This window comes from Paraphotobacterium marinum (assembly GCF_002216855.1).
GTDB classification, from domain to species: Bacteria; Pseudomonadota; Gammaproteobacteria; order Enterobacterales; family Vibrionaceae; genus Paraphotobacterium; species Paraphotobacterium marinum.
In genome coordinates this window covers 622,895-642,602 of sequence record NZ_CP022355.1, presented here as the reverse complement: position 1 = coordinate 642,602, position 19,708 = coordinate 622,895, and the positions used below count along the sequence as shown (strand labels likewise).

General features: G+C 35.9%; 11 protein-coding genes, 4 tRNA genes, 3 rRNA genes and 2 riboswitches. Of the genes, 5 read left to right on the top strand and 13 right to left on the bottom strand.

Annotation, left to right across the window (positions count from 1 at the left end; all coding sequences use genetic code 11):
- Positions 1 to 75 precede the first annotated feature (75 nt).
- Complete coding sequence (locus tag CF386_RS03460; protein ID WP_089073063.1) at positions 76 to 1,818, top strand: aminopeptidase P family protein; 1,743 nt, start codon at positions 76 to 78, stop codon at positions 1,816 to 1,818.
- Positions 1,819 to 1,915: 97 nt separating this feature from the next.
- Here the strand turns inward: CF386_RS03460 and thiC are convergent, their stop codons facing one another.
- The 10 genes from thiC to hemG all read right to left on the bottom strand — a co-directional run bounded on the left by thiC (position 1,916) and on the right by hemG (position 10,642).
- A complete protein-coding gene (gene thiC / locus CF386_RS03455) occupies positions 1,916 to 3,814 on the bottom strand; it encodes a phosphomethylpyrimidine synthase ThiC (protein ID WP_089073062.1) in 1,899 nt (632 codons plus the stop codon).
- Positions 3,815 to 3,876: 62 nt separating this feature from the next.
- Positions 3,877 to 3,975: riboswitch (TPP riboswitch) on the bottom strand.
- Positions 3,976 to 4,017: 42 nt separating this feature from the next.
- Positions 4,018 to 4,404, bottom strand: a complete 387-nt coding sequence (gene crcB, locus CF386_RS03450; RefSeq protein ID WP_089073061.1) for a fluoride efflux transporter CrcB — start codon at positions 4,402 to 4,404, stop codon at positions 4,018 to 4,020.
- Positions 4,405 to 4,496: 92 nt separating this feature from the next.
- Positions 4,497 to 4,563, bottom strand: a riboswitch (Fluoride riboswitch).
- Positions 4,564 to 4,600: 37 nt separating this feature from the next.
- A tRNA-Trp gene (locus CF386_RS03445) sits at positions 4,601 to 4,677 on the bottom strand.
- 7 nt (positions 4,678 to 4,684) lie between these two features.
- Positions 4,685 to 4,761: transfer RNA gene (locus tag CF386_RS03440), tRNA-Asp, on the bottom strand.
- Between the two features lie 12 nt (positions 4,762 to 4,773).
- Positions 4,774 to 4,889: ribosomal RNA gene (rrf, locus tag CF386_RS03435) — 5S ribosomal RNA — on the bottom strand.
- A 91-nt stretch (positions 4,890 to 4,980) separates the two neighbouring features.
- Positions 4,981 to 7,872: ribosomal RNA gene (locus CF386_RS03430) — 23S ribosomal RNA — on the bottom strand.
- Positions 7,873 to 8,087: 215 nt separating this feature from the next.
- Positions 8,088 to 8,163, bottom strand: a tRNA-Ala gene (locus tag CF386_RS03425).
- Between the two features lie 37 nt (positions 8,164 to 8,200).
- Positions 8,201 to 8,277: transfer RNA gene (locus tag CF386_RS03420), tRNA-Ile, on the bottom strand.
- Positions 8,278 to 8,339: 62 nt separating this feature from the next.
- Positions 8,340 to 9,881: ribosomal RNA gene (locus CF386_RS03415) — 16S ribosomal RNA — on the bottom strand.
- Together the 16S, 23S and 5S rRNA genes with 4 tRNA genes alongside form the textbook arrangement of a ribosomal RNA operon.
- A gap of 230 nt (positions 9,882 to 10,111) precedes the next feature.
- Complete coding sequence (gene hemG / locus CF386_RS03410; RefSeq protein WP_158522285.1) at positions 10,112 to 10,642, bottom strand: menaquinone-dependent protoporphyrinogen IX dehydrogenase; 531 nt, start codon at positions 10,640 to 10,642, stop codon at positions 10,112 to 10,114.
- A gap of 88 nt (positions 10,643 to 10,730) precedes the next feature.
- Here hemG and CF386_RS03405 point away from each other — a divergent pair, with 88 nt between their 5' ends.
- Genes CF386_RS03405 through glyS form a run of 4 tightly spaced genes read left to right on the top strand, consistent with a single transcriptional unit; the run spans position 10,731 to position 14,981 of the window.
- Positions 10,731 to 11,714, top strand: coding sequence for an acrylyl-CoA reductase family protein (locus CF386_RS03405; RefSeq protein ID WP_089073059.1), 984 nt, complete (start codon positions 10,731 to 10,733; stop codon positions 11,712 to 11,714).
- Positions 11,711 to 11,944, top strand: coding sequence for a sulfurtransferase TusA (tusA, locus tag CF386_RS03400; protein ID WP_089073058.1), 234 nt, complete (start codon positions 11,711 to 11,713; stop codon positions 11,942 to 11,944). The genes CF386_RS03405 and tusA overlap by 4 nt, the downstream gene beginning before the upstream one ends.
- A gap of 41 nt (positions 11,945 to 11,985) precedes the next feature.
- Positions 11,986 to 12,912, top strand: a complete 927-nt coding sequence (gene glyQ / locus CF386_RS03395; protein WP_089073057.1) for a glycine--tRNA ligase subunit alpha — start codon at positions 11,986 to 11,988, stop codon at positions 12,910 to 12,912.
- A complete protein-coding gene (gene glyS, locus CF386_RS03390; RefSeq protein WP_089073056.1) occupies positions 12,909 to 14,981 on the top strand; it encodes a glycine--tRNA ligase subunit beta in 2,073 nt (690 codons plus the stop codon). Before glyQ ends, glyS begins: the two co-directional genes overlap by 4 nt.
- A 97-nt stretch (positions 14,982 to 15,078) precedes the next feature.
- Here glyS and gyrB read toward each other — a convergent pair whose 3' ends face one another.
- From gyrB to dnaN, 3 genes are read right to left on the bottom strand one after another with little or no spacing between them, the layout of a single operon-like run.
- Positions 15,079 to 17,490, bottom strand: a complete 2,412-nt coding sequence (gyrB, locus tag CF386_RS03385) for a DNA topoisomerase (ATP-hydrolyzing) subunit B (RefSeq protein WP_089073055.1) — start codon at positions 17,488 to 17,490, stop codon at positions 15,079 to 15,081.
- Positions 17,491 to 17,526: 36 nt separating this feature from the next.
- A complete protein-coding gene (gene recF / locus CF386_RS03380) occupies positions 17,527 to 18,600 on the bottom strand; it encodes a DNA replication/repair protein RecF (RefSeq protein WP_089073054.1) in 1,074 nt (357 codons plus the stop codon).
- A 2-nt stretch (positions 18,601 to 18,602) separates the two neighbouring features.
- Positions 18,603 to 19,706 (bottom strand): DNA polymerase III subunit beta, encoded by a 1,104-nt coding sequence (gene dnaN / locus CF386_RS03375; protein WP_089073053.1) that lies wholly within the window; start codon positions 19,704 to 19,706, stop codon positions 18,603 to 18,605.
- Between the last annotated feature and the right edge of the window lie 2 nt (positions 19,707 to 19,708).

Below are 19,708 nucleotides of genomic sequence, written 5' to 3'. Positions count from 1 at the left end.
AATAAAGTTTGATATATTATACAAAATAATATAGGAATAATAAGAAATGCAATTTACTATTGAAAAAAAGTCAAATTGATTAGAGATTGGCTTAAAAAAAATAATTTGGATGCTATCATCATCCCTCATGAAAATGAATTCTTATGTGAATATGTGCCTGCAAACCATGAAAGACTATTATGGGCTACTGGTTTTACTGGTTCCAGTGGATTTGCCGTCATATCTGAAAATCAGGCAGCAATATTTGTAGATGGAAGATACACTGTTCAAGTCAAGCAACAGGTTCCTAACTCTGTCTTCGATTACTGTAGCATACCAACAGATACTATAACAGAATGGCTTTTAAATAATTTAGCCAAAAACTCAAAAATAGCCATTGATCCAAAAGTTCATAGTATTTCTTGGGTGAAAAGTACAGAAAGTCTTATCTCGGATAATTTATCTTTTATAAATATATCAGAAAATCCAATAGATTACTTCTGGGAAGATAAACCTAGCCAAGCTAATACAGTAACTAGACATCTCCCTGAGTCAATAACAGGGCAATCCTCAAACGAAAAAATTCAATACATTTCAACTTTTATAAAAGATAAAAAATTAGACCTTTTCATTATTTCGCAACTAGAGAGTATCGCGTGGATTTTAAACTTAAGAGGTAATGACATACCTTGTTTACCAGTAATATTTTCTCATCTAATTATTGATAAAAGTGGAATGGCCCATTTTTTTGTTAAAGCAGATCTTATTAATCAAATAAAAAATTATGATTTCAAAACTAAAATAACAATTCATGATGTAAATGATTATGCTCGTTTCCTCTCTTCATTAAAAGATTTAAATATTGGGGTCGACCCATTGACTTGTAACCAATGGACACAAAATCAACTAACCAATAATAATATTAATCATGTAGAAGATCCTACTATCCATCGTAAAGCTATCAAAAATAAAACTGAAATAGAAGGATTTAAAAAAAGTCATTTAAATGATGGTATTGCATTAGTCAAGTTTTTTTCATGGCTAGAACAATCGATTAGTAATAAAAAAATATTAAACGAAGATACGTTGTCTAAAAAACTGTGGTCGTTCCGCAAAGAAAATAAGGATTGTATTGAGCCAAGCTTTGATACTATCTCTGCAGCAGGTCCGAACGCTGCTATGTGCCATTATAATCACTTAAACTCTGATAATCCCTCCAAACTCCCTGAAAATGGATTATATCTTTTGGATTCCGGTGCACAGTATTTGTATGGGACAACGGATGTAACTCGAACCATCGCGATTGGTAAGCCCACCCAAAAGATGATAGATGCTTACACGCTAGTTTTAAAAGGTCATATTTCAGTATCTAAATCTTTATTTCCAAAAGGCACAAGTGGAAGTCAAATAGATACATTCGCTAGACAATACCTTTGGGAATATGGGCTTGATTTTGCTCATGGTACTGGTCATGGTGTTGGACATTTTCTGAATGTTCATGAAGGTCCTCAAAGAATAAGTAAATTAAGTAATGTTCCTCTTGAGACTGGAATGGTTGTTTCTAATGAACCAGGTTACTATCTTGAAAATGAATTTGGGATAAGAATAGAAAATTTAGAAGTTGTGGTTGAAAAAGAAAATAAAGGTAATTCAATTTCACTTGGCTTTTCCTCCTTAACTAAGGTTCCTTTAGATATAAGCCTAATCAATAAAGATCTCTTAAATGACGAGGAAATCAATTGGATAAATGATTATCATGCTGATGTATATAATTCTTTGGAAGCCCAACTTTCTGAAGAATTAAAAAGTTGGCTGAGAATTAAAACTAAACCTATGTAAAATTTGAGGTCAAAGTTACTCGTAAGTCTTTTACTAAAGTCACATGGTCAAAGTTTACGAGTAAAACATGACGTTAATTAAATTTATTTATCTCAAATTATGATAAATTATCTGCTTTGTGGTAAATATCACCCCCAAGCTTATTAAACTCGTTAGACTTTTGTTTCATTGCATTATCTATATTTTTAATATCAATCTTACTATAGAATTCATTTCTAACTTCATGAGATATTTTCATTGAGCAAAATTTAGGTCCACACATAGAGCAAAAGTGAGCAATTTTTCCAGACTCTTTCGGTAGAGTTTCATCATGAAAAGCTCTACTTGTTTCAGGATCAAGACTTAAATTAAATTGATCTTCCCATCTAAATTCAAAGCGTGCTTTTGACAGAGCATTATCTCTAATGTGTGCCATTGGACTACCTTTTGCTAAATCTGCTGCATGAGCACTTATTTTGTAAGTAATCAAACCAGTTTTGACATCTTCTTTATTTGGTAAGCCCAAATGCTCTTTTGGTGTAACATAACATAACATAGCACATCCATACCAACCGATGTTAGCTGCACCAATTCCAGATGTTATATGATCATAACCTGGAGCAATATCAGTTGTTAAAGGGCCTAACGTATAAAAGGGAGCCTCGTAACATTGTTTTAGCTCCTCAGTCATATTCTCTTTAATCATGTGCAAAGGCACGTGACCTGGTCCTTCTATCATAACTTGAACATCAAAACCCCAAGCAATCTTAGTTAATTCTCCTAATGTTTTTAATTCACTAAACTGAGCTTCATCATTTGCATCTGCAATCGAACCAGGCCTTAGTCCATCTCCAAGTGAAAGGGCTACATCGTATTGTGCACAGATTTGACAAATTTCCTCAAATTTTTCATAAAGAAAGTTTTCTTTATGATGTGATAAGCACCATTTTGCCATTATTGAACCACCTCGTGAGACAATCCCCGTAAGTCTCTTCGCTGTCATAGGTACATATCTTAACAATACTCCTGCATGAATTGTAAAATAGTCGACACCTTGTTCAGCCTGTTCAATCAAAGTATCTCTAAAGACCTCCCAATTTAAATCCTCTGCAATACCGTTAACCTTTTCAAGAGCTTGATATATTGGTACCGTCCCAATTGGAACCGGGCTATTACGAATAATCCATTCACGTGTTTCATGAATATTTCTTCCCGTTGATAAATCCATAACAGTATCAGCACCCCATTTTGTTGCCCATATAAGTTTTTCAACTTCTTCTTCTATTGATGAAGTTACAGAAGAATTACCAATATTTGCATTAACTTTTACCAAAAAGTTTCTTCCAATGATCATTGGTTCTGATTCTGGGTGATTTATGTTATTTGGTATTATCGCTCGTCCTGAAGCAACTTCTTGTCGTACAAACTCTGCAGTTATTTTTTCAGGGATATTTCCACCAAAACTATTTCCTGAATGTTTTATGTTTAATAGTTCATTCTTATATTTTTTTAGCCCTAGGTTTTCTCTTACAGCAATATATTCCATTTCAGGGGTCACAATCCCTCTTCTGGCATAGTGCATTTGAGTAACTACTTTATTTTTTTGACCTTTCTTTATTCTATGATTTGATTGAAACCTAATTTCCTTTAAAGTTATGTCTTCTTCTCTTTTTTTTGTATATTCTGAGTCTGTACCATCGATATAGTCAATATCATCTCTAGTTTCGATCCAGCTATCTCTGATTTTCTCTAATCCTGAATAAATATTAATTTCTTTTTTTAAATCAGAATAATAACCCGATGTATCATATACATAAACTGATTCATTAGGCTCATAAACTGGACTATTTTTCGTTCCACCAATTAGAGTATCTGATAATTTTATTTCACGCATACCTACGCGTATATTAGGATATATTTCACCTGATATATATTTTTTATTTGAATTAGGAAAACTAACATGTTTAAAATTTTGAATAAATGATTTTGCAAGGTCTTTTGATTTGTTTTGAGTCATAATTATAATCTCTTAGAATTAAATGCATAAAATATCTTATTTGAATGACTTAACTAGAGAGTTATATTTAATCTCCTGTTCCCTACGTAAATATTAATTTATTCAGGTTCAACGGATCCTACATTAGTAGTCTCAGCCTTAAGGCACTCCGACAAGATATATTTATATTAATTGACTCAATTTAAAATAACAATAATTTTTTTTTAGTTTTTGAAAAGTAAATGAAATCCTACCCAACAAGCAGATAAACTTAAAACCACATTCAATATAATATTCAAACAGAACTTAAAGAACATTCCTGATTGAAGTAATAAAATACTGTCCATTGAAAACGTAGAGAAAGTTGTTAAGCCTCCTAAAAAACCCAATCCGATAATTTGTCTGTAAGGATCTATGTTATCAAAAAACTCTCTCTGAAATAAAGCCCCTAAGATCCCCATCAATAATCCGCCTACAACATTAACGGTTAAAGTCCCATAAGGAAAATTTTTACCAAATAAAAATGCCATTAGCTCTGATATCAAGTATCTTGAACAACAGCCAACAGCTCCGCCCATAGCAACATACAATAAAGTTATAATTTGATTCATTTAGATATTTCCTCTGTTTATTTTTATAATCAGAAAATATTAATTTAGACTGAGTAATTTCCTAACTATAAAGCTAATTTTACATATTAAACTTTCTAGCAGGAGTCATTATCTCTATTTGAGCGGTTAAATTGGTGGAACTCCATCACCATATGAAATATATTACCCCTATCTTATCTATAAAGCAATACAATATTGGCAGGGGATGACGGATTCGAACCGCCGACATTCGGTTTTGGAGACCGACGTTCTACCGGACTGAACTAATCCCCTAAAGTAATGGCGGAGCGGACGGGACTCGAACCCGCGACCCCCGGCGTGACAGGCCGGTATTCTAACCAACTGAACTACCGCTCCGTAAAAAGGGAAGCTTGGCGATGACCTACTCTCACATGGGGAATCCCCACACTACCATTGGCGCAATTACGTTTCACTTCTGAGTTCGGCATGGGATCAGGTGGTGCCATAATGCTATGGTCGCCAAGCAAAATTTGTTTACAATTCGAAAAGCTGACTTTGCAATACACATCAAGATCTTTATATCTTTAAAATCCTGCAAAACCCCTTGGGTGTTGTATGGTTAAGTCTCACGGGCAATTAGTACAAGTTAGCTCAACGCCTCACAACGCTTACACACCTTGCCTATCTACGTCGTAGTCTCCAACAACCCTTTAGGATACTTATAGTATCAGGGATGACTCATCTCAGGGCTCGCTTCCCGCTTAGATGCTTTCAGCGGTTATCGATTCCGAACTTAGCTACCGGGCAATGCTACTGGCGTAACAACCCGAACACCAGAGGTTCGTCCACTCCGGTCCTCTCGTACTAGGAGCAGCCCCCTTCAATCATCCAACGCCCACGGCAGATAGGGACCGAACTGTCTCACGACGTTCTAAACCCAGCTCGCGTACCACTTTAAATGGCGAACAGCCATACCCTTGGGACCGACTTCAGCCCCAGGATGTGATGAGCCGACATCGAGGTGCCAAACACCGCCGTCGATATGAACTCTTGGGCGGTATCAGCCTGTTATCCCCGGAGTACCTTTTATCCGTTGAGCGATGGCCCTTCCATTCAGAACCACCGGATCACTATGACCTGCTTTCGCACCTGCTCGAACCGTCATTCTCGCAGTCAAGCGGGCTTATGCCATTGCACTAACCTCACGATGTCCGACCGTGATTAGCCCACCTTCGTACTCCTCCGTTACTCTTTGGGAGGAGACCGCCCCAGTCAAACTACCCACCAGGCACTGTCCTCACCCCAGATTATGGGGCTAAGTTAGAACATCAAACATACAAGGGTGGTATTTCAAGGTTGGCTCCACGATAACTGGCGTCACCGTTTCAAAGCCTCCCACCTATCCTACACATGTAGGCTCAATGTTCAGTGCCAAGCTGTAGTAAAGGTTCACGGGGTCTTTCCGTCTAGCCGCGGGTACACAGCATCTTCACTGCGATTTCAATTTCACTGAGTCTCGGGTGGAGACAGCGTGGCCATCATTACGCCATTCGTGCAGGTCGGAACTTACCCGACAAGGAATTTCGCTACCTTAGGACCGTTATAGTTACGGCCGCCGTTTACCGGGGCTTCGATCAAGAGCTTCGTCCGAAAACTAACCCCATCAATTAACCTTCCGGCACCGGGCAGGCGTCACACCGTATACGTCATCTTTCGATTTTGCACAGTGCTGTGTTTTTAATAAACAGTTGCAGCCACCTGGTATCTGCGACTCTCAACAGCTCCAAGAGCAAGTCTCTTCACCGTCAAGAGCGTACCTTCTCCCGAAGTTACGGTACCATTTTGCCTAGTTCCTTCACCCGAGTTCTCTCAAGCGCCTTGGTATTCTCTACCCGACCACCTGTGTCGGTTTGGGGTACGATTTCTTATAATCTGAAGCTTAGAGGCTTTTCCTGGAAGTATGGCATCAATAACTTCACTGCCGTAGCAGCTCGACATCAAGTCTCAGCCTAACAATGACCCGGATTTACCTAAGTCATTAGCCTACACTCTTGAACCTGGACAACCGTCGCCAGGCCTACCTAGCCTTCTCCGTCCCCCCATCGCAATTATAAAAAGTACGGGAATATTAACCCGTTTCCCATCGACTACGCCTTTCGGCCTCGCCTTAGGGGTCGACTTACCCTGCCCCGATTAACGTTGGACAGGAACCCTTGGTCTTCCGGCGAGGAAGTTTTTCACTCCCTTTATCGTTACTCATGTCAACATTCGCACTTCTGATACCTCCAGCAGACTTTACAATCCACCTTCAACGGCTTACAGAACGCTCCCCTACCCAGCAATGCTAATGCACGCTGCCGCAGCTTCGGTGTATAGCTTAGCCCCGTTAAATCTTCCGCGCAGGCCGACTCGACCAGTGAGCTATTACGCTTTCTTTAAATGATGGCTGCTTCTAAGCCAACATCCTGGCTGTCTAAGCCTTCCCACATCGTTTCCCACTTAGCTATAACTTTGGGACCTTAGCTGGCGGTCTGGGTTGTTTCCCTCTCCACGACGGACGTTAGCACCCGCCGTGTGTCTCCCGGATAGTACTTACTGGTATTCGGAGTTTGCAAAGGGTTGGTAAGTCGGGATGACCCCCTAGCCTTAACAGTGCTCTACCCCCAGTAGTATTCATCCGAGGCGCTACCTAAATAGCTTTCGGGGAGAACCAGCTATCTCCAGGTTTGATTGGCCTTTCACCCCTAGCCACAAGTCATCCGCTAATTTTTCAACATTAGTCGGTTCGGTCCTCCAGTAAGTGTTACCTCACCTTCAACCTGCCCATGGCTAGATCACCTGGTTTCGGGTCTAATCCTAGCAACTATTCGCCCAGTTAAGACTCGGTTTCCCTACGGCTCCCCTATTCGGTTAACCTTGCTACTAAAATTAAGTCGTTGACCCATTATACAAAAGGTACGCAGTCACCCCACGAAGGGGCTCCCACTGCTTGTACGTACACGGTTTCAGGTTCTATTTCACTCCCCTCACAGGGGTTCTTTTCGCCTTTCCCTCACGGTACTGGTTCACTATCGGTCAGTCAGGAGTATTTAGCCTTGGAGGATGGTCCCCCCATATTCAGACAAGATGTCACGTGTCCCGTCCTACTCGATTTCATTATCATTGCGCCTTCAGCTACGGGGCTATCACCCTGTACCGCAGAATTTTCCAAAACTTTCGCCTAGCACAATGAAAACTTAAGGGCTGGTCCGGTTTCGCTCGCCGCTACTACCGGAATCTCGGTTGATTTCTTTTCCTCGGGGTACTTAGATGTTTCAGTTCCCCCGGTTCGCCTCCTAAACCTATGTATTCAGTTTAGGATAACTGCTTATGCAGTTGGGTTTCCCCATTCGGAAATCGTAGACTCAAGTGGCTCTTACTGCCTTATCTACGCTTATCGCAAGTTAGTACGTCCTTCATCGCCTCTGACTGCCAAGGCATCCACCGTGTACGCTTAGTCACTTAACCATACAACCCCAAAGGGTCTCACGTATGTCTAAACAACCAAGGTTCTTTGTTTCGCCGGATCTTAAAAATACAAGACACTTGATGTGTTTTGCTTTTTGAGAACTCTTCTAACTTTCGTTAGAATTATTTTACTAGTCAGCTTTCCAAATTGTTAAAGAGCTATGGTTTTCAAAAAAACCAATTCCTAAAGTGTCTCAATCAAACATCTTAGGAATTGGTGGAGCTAAGCAGGATCGAACTGCTGACCTCCTGCGTGCAAGGCAGGCGCTCTCCCAGCTGAGCTATAGCCCCATGAAACCATGGTTAAGATATGATACCAATAAAATATTGGTGGGTCTGAGTGGACTTGAACCACCGACCTCACCCTTATCAGGGGTGCGCTCTAACCAGCTGAGCTACAGACCCATATCTTTGTTCTTCATTACTAAATAATCTGTGTGGACACTACATCAATATAATCTTTAAGGTAAGGAGGTGATCCAGCCCCAGGTTCCCCTAGGGCTACCTTGTTACGACTTCACCCCAGTCATGAACCACACCGTGGTAAACGCCCTCCCGAAGGTTAAGCTATCTACTTCTGGTGCAGCCCACTCCCATGGTGTGACGGGCGGTGTGTACAAGGCCCGGGAACGTATTCACCGTGGCATTCTGATCCACGATTACTAGCGATTCCGACTTCATGGAGTCGAGTTGCAGACTCCAATCCGGACTACGACATACTTTATGGGATTCGCTCACTCTCGCGAGTTGGCAGCCCTCTGTATATGCCATTGTAGCACGTGTGTAGCCCTACTCGTAAGGGCCATGATGACTTGACGTCGTCCCCACCTTCCTCCGGTTTATCACCGGCAGTCTCCCTGGAGTTCCCACCCGAAGTGCTGGCAAACAAGGATAAGGGTTGCGCTCGTTGCGGGACTTAACCCAACATTTCACAACACGAGCTGACGACAGCCATGCAGCACCTGTCTCAGAGCTCCCGAAGGCACCCTTCTATCTCTAAAAGGTTCTCTGGATGTCAAGAGTAGGTAAGGTTCTTCGCGTTGCATCGAATTAAACCACATGCTCCACCGCTTGTGCGGGCCCCCGTCAATTCATTTGAGTTTTAATCTTGCGACCGTACTCCCCAGGCGGTCTACTTAACGCGTTAGCTCCGAAAGCCACGATTCAAGATCACAACCTTCAAGTAGACATCGTTTACGGCGTGGACTACCAGGGTATCTAATCCTGTTTGCTCCCCACGCTTTCGCATCTGAGCGTCAGTCTTTGTCCAGGGGGCCGCCTTCGCCACCGGTATTCCTTCAGATCTCTACGCATTTCACCGCTACACCTGAAATTCTACCCCCCTCTACAAGACTCTAGTTTACCAGTTCCAAATGCAATTCCCAGGTTAAGCCCGGGGCTTTCACATCTGGCTTAATAAACCGCCTGCATGCGCTTTACGCCCAGTAATTCCGATTAACGCTCGCACCCTCCGTATTACCGCGGCTGCTGGCACGGAGTTAGCCGGTGCTTCTTCTGTTGCTAACGTCAAATGATAACGCTATTAACGCTACCACCTTCCTCACAACTGAAAGTACTTTACAACCCGAAGGCCTTCTTCATACACGCGGCATGGCTGCATCAGGGTTTCCCCCATTGTGCAATATTCCCCACTGCTGCCTCCCGTAGGAGTCTGGACCGTGTCTCAGTTCCAGTGTGGCTGATCATCCTCTCAAACCAGCTAGGGATCGTCGCCTTGGTGAGCCCTTACCTCACCAACTAGCTAATCCCACCTGGGCTAATCCTAATGCGAGAGGCCCGAAGGTCCCCCCCTTTGCTCCGTAGAGATTATGCGGTATTAGCCATCGTTTCCAATGGTTATCCCCCACATTAGGGCATATTCCCAGGCATTACTCACCCGTCCGCCGCTCGTCAGCAGGAGAGCAAGCTCTCCCCTGTTACCGCTCGACTTGCATGTGTTAGGCCTGCCGCCAGCGTTCAATCTGAGCCATGATCAAACTCTTCAATTAAAGTTTTGGCTCAATGAATTCTGATTAATAAATTGACTGTGATGAATATCTCTATTCATTCCGGTCACTCAGCTCATTGATAATTCTTTTTTAATGACTATCATTCACGAGTGCCCACACAGATTATCTAGTTATATTTTTAAAGAACATTTGCTTTAAAGCTTATCTTTAAAACAGGTGAGCATATTATTCTTTTTAATATAGGTTGTCAACTTTTTTTTATATAAAAATCAACTTAATATTTCATTAGAAAACAAATTTACTTGCTCCCAGTCTGTATAACATAAATAAGGGATTGTTGTATCTGTTTCTCCACCAGTTAACTTCATGATAAAACGAATCATCGTTCGATCAAAAAAGTTATACTTAGGGTAACACAAGACACCTGCAAAAATTTCAGATTTTACAAAACTCAACTTAGATTTTTGGATAAATTTTAAATAATATTTGCTATTTTCAACCTTTCTCTTCTCAGACTTTCTGGCACTTAAGCAAACTATATATAAATAAAGCTTTTTATTTATAAGTTTACTATAGTTATTTCTAATAAAATCATAAACTTTTTTATTTATATTTCCATATCTAACTGGCATACCCAATACAATAGATTCATATTTTTCAAAATTAAAACCTGAAGGAATCATCGATATCTCTAACAAATCAACTAAATACTTTTTTGATTCAATGTTTTGTTTAATTACAGAAGCTATCTTTTTTGTATGGCCATCTTTAGTAAAGTATAAAATTAAAATTGGTTTCATAAAATAATCACTTAAAGGATGAAAGATTATACAATTTATTAATTTATAGTATAATAAAATAATTTTTATACAAAATGTAACTTTTATTATGATTTCAGCAATTGTTTTAAAAAAAATTAACGATCTTTTTGAGGCTGAATACAAAACAAATGTAAACGTGGACTTTCTTAATGTTGAGGACACTCTCATTGAAGTTGAGTATTCATCTTTAAACTATAAAGATGCACTTGCAATAACTGCTCCAAATAAAATAGTAAAGACATTTCCATTTATACCTGGAATAGATCTTGCTGGAAAAGTTATTGAGTCTAATAATAAAAACTTCTCTAAAGGTGATAGAGTAGTATCAACGGGTTATGGTTTAGGAGAAAAATACTTTGGTGGGTTTTCTTCAAGAGCTTACGTTAATTCAGCCTATATATGTAAACTACCAACCAACCTTTCAACTAAAGAAGCTATGTCAATAGGTACTGCCGGTTTAACTGCATTATTGTGTATTCAATCTTTATTAAAAGAAAATATAAAACCTAATGATGGACCAATAGCGATTACAGGGGCTAGTGGAGGCGTTGGAAGCTCCTCAATAAGTATATTATCCAATTTGGGATATGATGTAGTCGCTATTACAAGTAGAAAAGAGCCAAACCAAAATTATTTAAAACAGCTAGGTGCAAGTAAAGTATATAGTTTAAATGAAATAAGTAATAACCAAAAACCACTCAATAAACAATTATGGTCTGCAGTAATAGACTGTGTTGGAGGAGAAATATTGTCTAATTTACTTACTGAAATTAAGTATGCAGGTTGTGCAATTATTTGTGGTTTAGCCCAAAGCTATAAGCTTAACACAACAGTAATGCCTTTTATTCTCAGAGGTATAAAGTTAATTGGAATTGATTCAGTTTATCAAAACTTACAGTCCAAACAAAACTGTTGGGACAATGCCAAAAAGTTATTTAAAGAAAATTATTTTCAAGATAATATGAAGGTAATACCTTTGTCAGAAGTTCTTTCATATTCTGAAGATCTTATAAATAAAAAAGTTACTGGTCGATTAGTGATATCATTATGACAAAAAAAAGTGATTTTGAAATAAGTACATTAGGTTTAAGGTGTCCTGAACCAATAATGATAATTAGACAAAAAATTAGAAAAATGAAAAATGGAGAAACTTTAATGGTATATAGTGATGACCCTTCTACCATAAGAGATATACCAAGTTTTTGTAGGTTTATGGAGCATGAGTTATTGTCCAAAGAAATAAATTCAACTCCTTACAAATTTTTAATAAAGAAAAAATAATGTTTCATGTGAAACAAAATGATTAACAAATGGTTCTTATAATGAATAAATACGACATAAATACTTTTCAAGGAATGATTTTCGCTCTACAAGATTTTTGGTCTAGGAATGGTTGCTCTATTGTGCAACCCTTAGATATGGAGGTTGGTGCAGGAACCTCTCACCCGATGACATTCCTAAAAGCTATTGGGCCTGAGCCAATAAATACAGCATATGTACAACCATCGAGAAGGCCGACAGACGGTAGATATGGAGAAAACCCTAATAGACTTCAGATGTTTTATCAGTTTCAAGTAATATTAAAACCCTCACCATCAAATATACAAGAATTATATTTAGAATCATTACAATCAATAGGGCTAAACCCTAAAGATAATGACATTAGGTTTGTTGAAGACAACTGGGAAAACCCAACTTTAGGAGCGTGGGGTCTAGGATGGGAAGTTTGGCTAAATGGCATGGAAGTTACTCAATTTACCTATTTCCAACAAATTGGAGGGCTTGACTGTAAACCAGTAACTGGAGAAATTACTTATGGATTAGAAAGGCTGGCTATGTATATACAAAACGTCGATTCTGTCTATGATCTTGTCTGGTCAAACAATGTCAATGGCTCAGTAAGCTATGGTGATATTTTTCTTCAAAATGAAAGAGAGCAATCTGCATATAACTTTGAACATGCTGATGTTGATTTTCTATTTAAATTCTTTGAACAATGTGAGTCCCAAGCATCTTACTTAGTTGAAAGCCCAGTCTCACTTCCTTTAGCTTCCTACGAACAAATACTTAAAGCTGCCCATGTATTTAATTTATTGGATGCAAGGAAAGCAATATCTGTTACTGAGAGACAAAGCTATATATTAAGAATCAGAAACTTAACAAAAAAAGTTGCAAAAAGTTACTATAAATCTCGGGAAGAATTAGGTTTCCCAATGCTTGAGAATTCTACTTTTAAGGAAAAAAAATGAAATTAAATTACCTTATTGAAATAGGAACTGAAGAGCTCCCCCCGTCAGAGCTGAAATCTTTAGGCTTAAACTTCAAAAAAAACATGCAAGAAGATTTAGAAAAGAATCACATTAGTTTTTCAGAAGTATTATGGTATGCCACACCAAGACGGCTTGCTATTGAGGTTGTTGATATAGCCGAAAATCAACAAAATATAATCGAGGAAAAAAAAGGACCTTCTAAAAAAGCAGCTTTCGACAATGATGGTAATTTTACAAAAGCTGCTCTGGGATGGGCTAAAAGCAACCAAGTTGAATTATCTGATATTTCATTTGTTGAAACTCCAAAAGGTGAATGGTTATTTTTAAAAAAGGAAATAAAAGGAAGACCCGTAAAAGAAATCATAGGTGATATTTCATTAAATGCATTTAAAAAAGTTCATGTTGCAAAAGCAATGAGGTGGGGTCAGAATGACTTTACATTTGCTAGACCAGTAAAAACCTTAACAATGATGCTAGGTGATACATTAATAAACGGTGATATTTTTGGAATTAGTTCATCAAATAAAATATTTGGTCATCGTTTTATGGGTGAACAAATTATTGAACTTGATAAAGCGAGTCATTATGAAAAAATTCTTGAAAATAAAGGGTTTGTTATTCCTTGCTTTAACAAAAGGCAGAATATTATTTTAAAAGAATCAGAATCAATAGCAAAATCATTAAATGGTAATATCAAAGTTTCTGATGACTTATTAGATGAAGTAACATCACTAGTTGAATGGCCCAAGGTATTACAAGCTTCTTTTGAAGATAGGTTTTTAGGTGTCCCCAAAGAAGCTCTAGTTTCAACAATGGAGAAAGATCAAAAATACTTTCCCATATATGATAATAACCATGAATTAAAACCAAACTTTATATTTGTTTCAAATATTGATACAGAAAACAATAAATCTATAATAACTGGTAATGAGAAAGTTATAAGACCAAGGCTTAGTGATGCTGAATTCTTTTTTAATTCAGATAGGAAATGCTCTTTAGAAAGTTACCTCTCTCTTCAAAAAGATACTTTATTTCAAAAACAATTAGGTACATTAATGGATAGAACCACGAGATTAGTTGAACTAAGTGGTCATTTAAATTTATGTATTAATGGTGATAAATTATTAATTGAGAGAGCTGCTCTTCTATCTAAATGCGATTTAATGACTTCTATGGTTTTTGAATTACCAGAATTGCAAGGTATTGCTGGCAAATATTATGCTCAACTTGATAATGAGTCACCGGAAGTTGCTTTAGCAATTGCCGAGCAATACTCACCCAAAAATAATCAAGATGATGTTCCTAAATCTAAAACATCAATTGCATTAGCTTTAGCTGATAAATTTGATTTATTAACAGGAATATTTGGTATAGGCTTGCAGCCAAAAGGTACTAATGATCCATATGCACTTAGACGAGCAGCAAATGGAATTATCAAAATTATTTTAGCTAATAAAATTTCAATAAATTTAAACAAGATATTAACTATATCTAATAATACATATAAAATAAATTTAGAGTCTAAAAACTTAATTGAAAATATTTTTGATTTTATTCTAACCAGATATAAAAGTTATTTATTAGATGAGGGTTTTACTGTTGATGTAATTAATGCTGTGTTTGCTGGAGATTCTTATAACTTATTAGATATTTATCATAAAATTAATGGGTTAACTGAATTCAAGTCACATAATGATATTGAAGATTTTTTTGAAATAAACAAAAGATTAAAAAATATTGTTGAAAAAAATGCAAAAAATATTAACGTTTCTAATAAAAAAGAAATAGTCCTAAATAATGAGTTTGAACTTAATCTTTACAATAAAATTAATGACATACAGATGAGAGCAAAGGTTTCATCAGAAAATAATAATTATGTTGATGTTTTTAACAATATTCTAGAAATTAAGACTGAATTAAATATCTTTTTTGATAATGTCATGGTTATGTCTGAGAATTTAAACGAAAGAGAAAATCGATTAACTTTATTGAAAAGAATACATGTATTTATTTCTCAGTTCGCAGACATATCTCAATTATCATTATAACTAAGATTATTATTTTTGAGGTAAGAACGAAGTTAAATATTTTATTAATAAAAAAGGCAGTTAAACTGCCTTTTTTTACAATAAATTTTTAATTTAGTTAAACATCTAAATTACCGACTTTTAAAGCATTTTCTTCAATAAAATTTCTGCGAGGTTCTACATTATCACCCATGAGCGTACTGAATAACTCATCAGCAGCAACAGCATCCTTTAATGTAACTTGCATCATTCTTCTTGAATCAGGATCCATGGTGGTTTCCCATAATTGATCAGGATTCATTTCTCCTAACCCTTTATATCTTTGAATATTTAGACCCCTCTTGGCTTCCTTAACTAACCACTCTTTTACTTCTTTAAAAGTACTCACTTTCATCTTTTTATCACCCTTACATATAAAAGACTCATCTGAAATTAAATCATTTAATTCGGTAGATAGTGTAAATAACCTTTTGTATTCTTGGGAATTAAAGAAATCAAATGAAAGTGGATAAAAGTAATCAACCCCGTGAGTTCTTATTTTTAAAGTTGGTAAAAAAACCTCATTAACTTCGTCATAATTTATCTCGAAGTTGTAAATGCTCTCACCACTTTGTTTTTCTTTTAATTTATCGATGACTTGTTGGATCCAAAACACAACCTTCTGTTCATCTTTTAAAGAATTTACATCAATAGTCAGATATTCAAGGAGCAGATTCAAAAACTCAATTGGATATTTATGTTTTAATCTATCAATCAATTTTAATACGGCATTGTATTCTAATAAAAGTTTTTCTAATTTAACACCCAGGATTCCAGGAGCATCTTTTGTTTGAAAAAAAGTTGCGTTATCTAATGCACTTGAAATAAAAAACAATTCCAAATCTTCTTCATCTTTAATATAACGTTCTTGTTTGCCTTTCTTAACTTTATATAAAGGCGGTTGAGCAATATACACATAACCATTTTCAATCAGTTCTGGTAATTGTCTATAAAAAAAAGTTAATAATAATGTGCGAATATGTGCACCATCAACATCGGCATCGGTCATAATTATTATATTATGATATCTAAGCTTTTCAATATTGTAATCTTCTCGGCCAATTCCACATCCCATTGCTGTAATGAGGGTGGCAACTTCAGCTGATGATAACATTTTATCAAATCTAGCCTTTTCAACATTCAAGATTTTACCTTTGAGAGGAAGAATTGCTTGATTTTTTCTATTTCGACCCTGTTTTGCAGAACCTCCAGCAGAATCACCCTCGACTATATATAATTCGCTTAGGGCTGGATCCTTTTCTTGACAGTCTGCTAGTTTTCCAGGCAATCCAGCTAAATCTAATGCTCCTTTACGACGAGTCATTTCTCTTGCTTTTCTTGCCGCCTCTCTAGCTCTCGATGCATCTATAATTTTATTACAAACTATTTTTGCATCGTTTGGATTTTCCATAAGGAACTCTTGAAGTTTTTCACTCATAGAAGACTCAACTATAGATTTGACTTCAGAAGAAACTAGTTTATCTTTAGTCTGACTTGAAAATTTTGGATCAGGGACTTTAACTGATACAATTCCTGTCAAACCTTCACGAGCATCATCTCCGGAAGTTGAAGCTTTGAATTTTTTATTAAGCCCCTCTCTTTCCATATAGTTGTTTATTGTTCGTGTTAAAGCACCTCTAAACCCAGCTAGATGTGTTCCACCATCTCTTTGAGGTATGTTGTTAGTAAAACAAAAAATATTCTCTTGAAATGAATCATTCCATTGCATTGCTACTTCAACAGTGACACCTTCTTTTTCCGATTTAAAATAAAAAGATTTAGGGTGAATTGTTGTTTTATTTCTGTTTAGATGACTAACAAAGGCTTGAATTCCACCTTCATACATAAAGGTTTCTGATTTACTATCTCTTTCGTCAATTAACTCTATAGAAACCCCAGAATTTAAAAATGCTAATTCACGTAACCTTTTAGCCAGAACATCATAAGAAAAAACAATGCTTGAAAAGATATTTGGACTAGGCCAAAATCTAATTTTTGTTCCTGTTTCTTCAGTATTACCTATCTCTTTTAACGGCTCCTCAGGAACCCCTAAATTATAAGTTTGTTCATGTACTTTCAAATTTCTTTTAATATTTAATGACAACTTATCTGAAAGAGCATTAACAACAGAAATGCCAACTCCATGAAGACCACCAGATACCTTATATGAGTTATCATCAAATTTTCCACCCGCATGAAGAACGGTCATAATAACTTCTGCGGCAGAAACACCTTCTTCGGGATGTATTTCTGTAGGTATACCTCTTCCATCATCACTCACAGAAACAGAGTTATCCTCATGAATTTTGACAACAATTTTGGAGCAATGTCCAGCAAGTGCTTCATCAATTGAATTGTCTACTACTTCAGTAACCATATGATGAAGACCTGAACCATCATCTGTATCACCTATATACATCCCAGGTCTTTTTCTTACGGCATCTAATCCTTTAAGAACTTTTATACTTGATGAGTCATAACTATTTGACATTAATCATCTCTCTTTGTTTATTTAAATTATTGAAAGTTAAATTTCTTTGATTATACCATGTTCCACATGAAACATTTTTAAATTTTCAGAAAAATCTTCAAAAAAATCTGATTTATTTATAGCTGTTACAAAAACTTGAGATTCCATTTTAGATAATAATTTGAACAGCAAGGACTTCTTTTCAGTATCAAGCTCGGAAGAAAAGTCATCAATCAAGAACATGCTACTTTTATTTGCTTTTTTCTTCAACATATCGCCTTGAGCAACTATTAAAGCGCAAACCACCAATTTAATTTGCCCTCTTGATAAAATTTTTTCGATTGGTACATTTTGGTACAGAACTGAAAAACTTGCCTTATGAGCTCCTTGATTAGTAAAGCCTAGATTATAATCTTTCTCGATATTTTTCTCTAAAACTTCACTATAACATAAACTATCATTCCAACCTCTAAAAAACTTAAGCTTTAAATCACACCCCGGTAAAAATAAAGTTATATATTTCTTAAAATAATCAGATAACTCATTAAAATATTCGCCTCTTAAAAGACTCAATTTATTTGTAATTGTTATTAATTGCTGATCCCAAATTTTAATCTGTTCATAGGGAGTATTCTTTCTTAATAAAAAATTTCGGTTTTTAATTATCTTTTTTATATCCAACCACAGACTATAAAAATCTTTATCTTGATAAAACAACCCCCAGTCAATAAAACTTCTTTTCTTTGCAGAGCCACCGAAAACTAACTGGAAACTTTCTGTAGTCATTAATTGCAATGGGAGTAAACTTACCAACTCTGATTTTTTAAAATTTTTCTTATCATTAATAATAATTTCTAGTGCACTTGATTTATCTTTAAATAATGTAAAAGGTTTCATAAATTGAAACCCTATGCTCCCTTTAATCAGAAAAAAATTTTTATCAATATGAACCATCCGATTCTGTTCAGAAACTCTAAATGATTTAGCATGACCTATAAAGTATAGCGCCTCAATTATAGCACTCTTCCCTGCACCATTTTCTCCATAAAATAAATTTAAATGTGGAGAAAAGTCCAAATGTGAAACGTTCAAATTTCTAAAGTTTTTTATCTGGATAGAGCTTAAAGACATAGTTAATATCTACATGGGGAAATTAAGTATAAAGTATTAGATTGTGGTATGTCCTTAATTAAAATACCTGAAGTGCTATCTTGTAAGGAAATTTCTAACTTATCCGTTTTAAGAGCATTAATTACATCTAATAAGTAATTAACATTCACACCAATCTCAATATCACTACTATTATAATTAATTTGCAATCTTTCCTCAGCTTGTTCATTTTCAGCATTTGAAGCGGATATTGTAATAAGATTTTCACTTACTTTCATCACAACAGCTTTAAATCTATCATTTGTTAAGATAGAAGCTCTTATTAGAGCTGATTTAAATGTTTCACGATTTATAATAATTTTATTGTGTGATTCATTTGGAATTACATTCTCATAATTTGGAAAAGAGCCATCAATAAGTTTGGTGATGAAGCGGAAATTATTTGTGGTAATGGCCAAATTATTTTTATTTATTTCTACTTTTATTTTTAAATTAGATTCATTCAAAATTTTTATTAGTTCATTAACCCCTTTTCTGGGAATAATAACTTTAGTGTGTTTAATATCGGATATAATTTCAATTGAAGAAAGCGCTAATCTATGCCCATCTGTTGCTACTGCTGTTAATAAAGCATCATTTATATCTAATAAAACACCATTTAAAAAATATCTGATATCCTGATTTGCCATAGAAAACTGAACATCATTTAAGATTTTTCTTAAATTATTTGACTCAACAAAAAATGAAATTTCAGCATTAAAATTTTCATTTGCAGGAAACTGTTCACTATCAAGTGAAGAGAATACAAAACTACTACTTCCTGCTTGAACTTTTAATTTGTTTTCTAAAATGACCAATTCAATATAACTATTATCAGAAAAAGTTTTGAATATATCTAAAAATTTTTTTGAAGGAACAGTGAATGAATTATTAAATTGTCCGTCAAGAACATTTTCAATGGTATAAAAAATTTCAACTTCAAGATCGCTACTAGTTAAATATATATTTTTATCTCTTAGAGTAACTAAAATATGACTTAATATTTCTGAAGTAGCTCTTGATGAAACAATACTACTTACAGTTTGAAAAGGTTTAATAAGTGAGCTTTTTTTTATTTTTAATTTCATAA

Excerpts from the sequence above, each read along its gene's own strand:
- recF (WP_089073054.1), bottom strand. The coding sequence starts at position 18,600 with ATGTCTTTAAGCTCTATCCAGATAAAAAACTTTAGAAATTTGAACGTT.
- hemG (WP_158522285.1), bottom strand. The coding sequence starts at position 10,642 with ATGAAACCAATTTTAATTTTATACTTTACTAAAGATGGCCATACAAAA.
- dnaN (WP_089073053.1), bottom strand. The coding sequence starts at position 19,706 with ATGAAATTAAAAATAAAAAAAAGCTCACTTATTAAACCTTTTCAAACT.
- glyS (WP_089073056.1), top strand. The coding sequence starts at position 12,909 with ATGAAATTAAATTACCTTATTGAAATAGGAACTGAAGAGCTCCCCCCG.
- glyQ (WP_089073057.1), top strand. The coding sequence starts at position 11,986 with ATGAATAAATACGACATAAATACTTTTCAAGGAATGATTTTCGCTCTA.
- CF386_RS03405 (WP_089073059.1), top strand. The coding sequence starts at position 10,731 with ATGATTTCAGCAATTGTTTTAAAAAAAATTAACGATCTTTTTGAGGCT.
- thiC (WP_089073062.1), bottom strand. The coding sequence starts at position 3,814 with ATGACTCAAAACAAATCAAAAGACCTTGCAAAATCATTTATTCAAAAT.
- tusA (WP_089073058.1), top strand. The coding sequence starts at position 11,711 with ATGACAAAAAAAAGTGATTTTGAAATAAGTACATTAGGTTTAAGGTGT.
- gyrB (WP_089073055.1), bottom strand. The coding sequence starts at position 17,490 with ATGTCAAATAGTTATGACTCATCAAGTATAAAAGTTCTTAAAGGATTA.
- crcB (WP_089073061.1), bottom strand. The coding sequence starts at position 4,404 with ATGAATCAAATTATAACTTTATTGTATGTTGCTATGGGCGGAGCTGTT.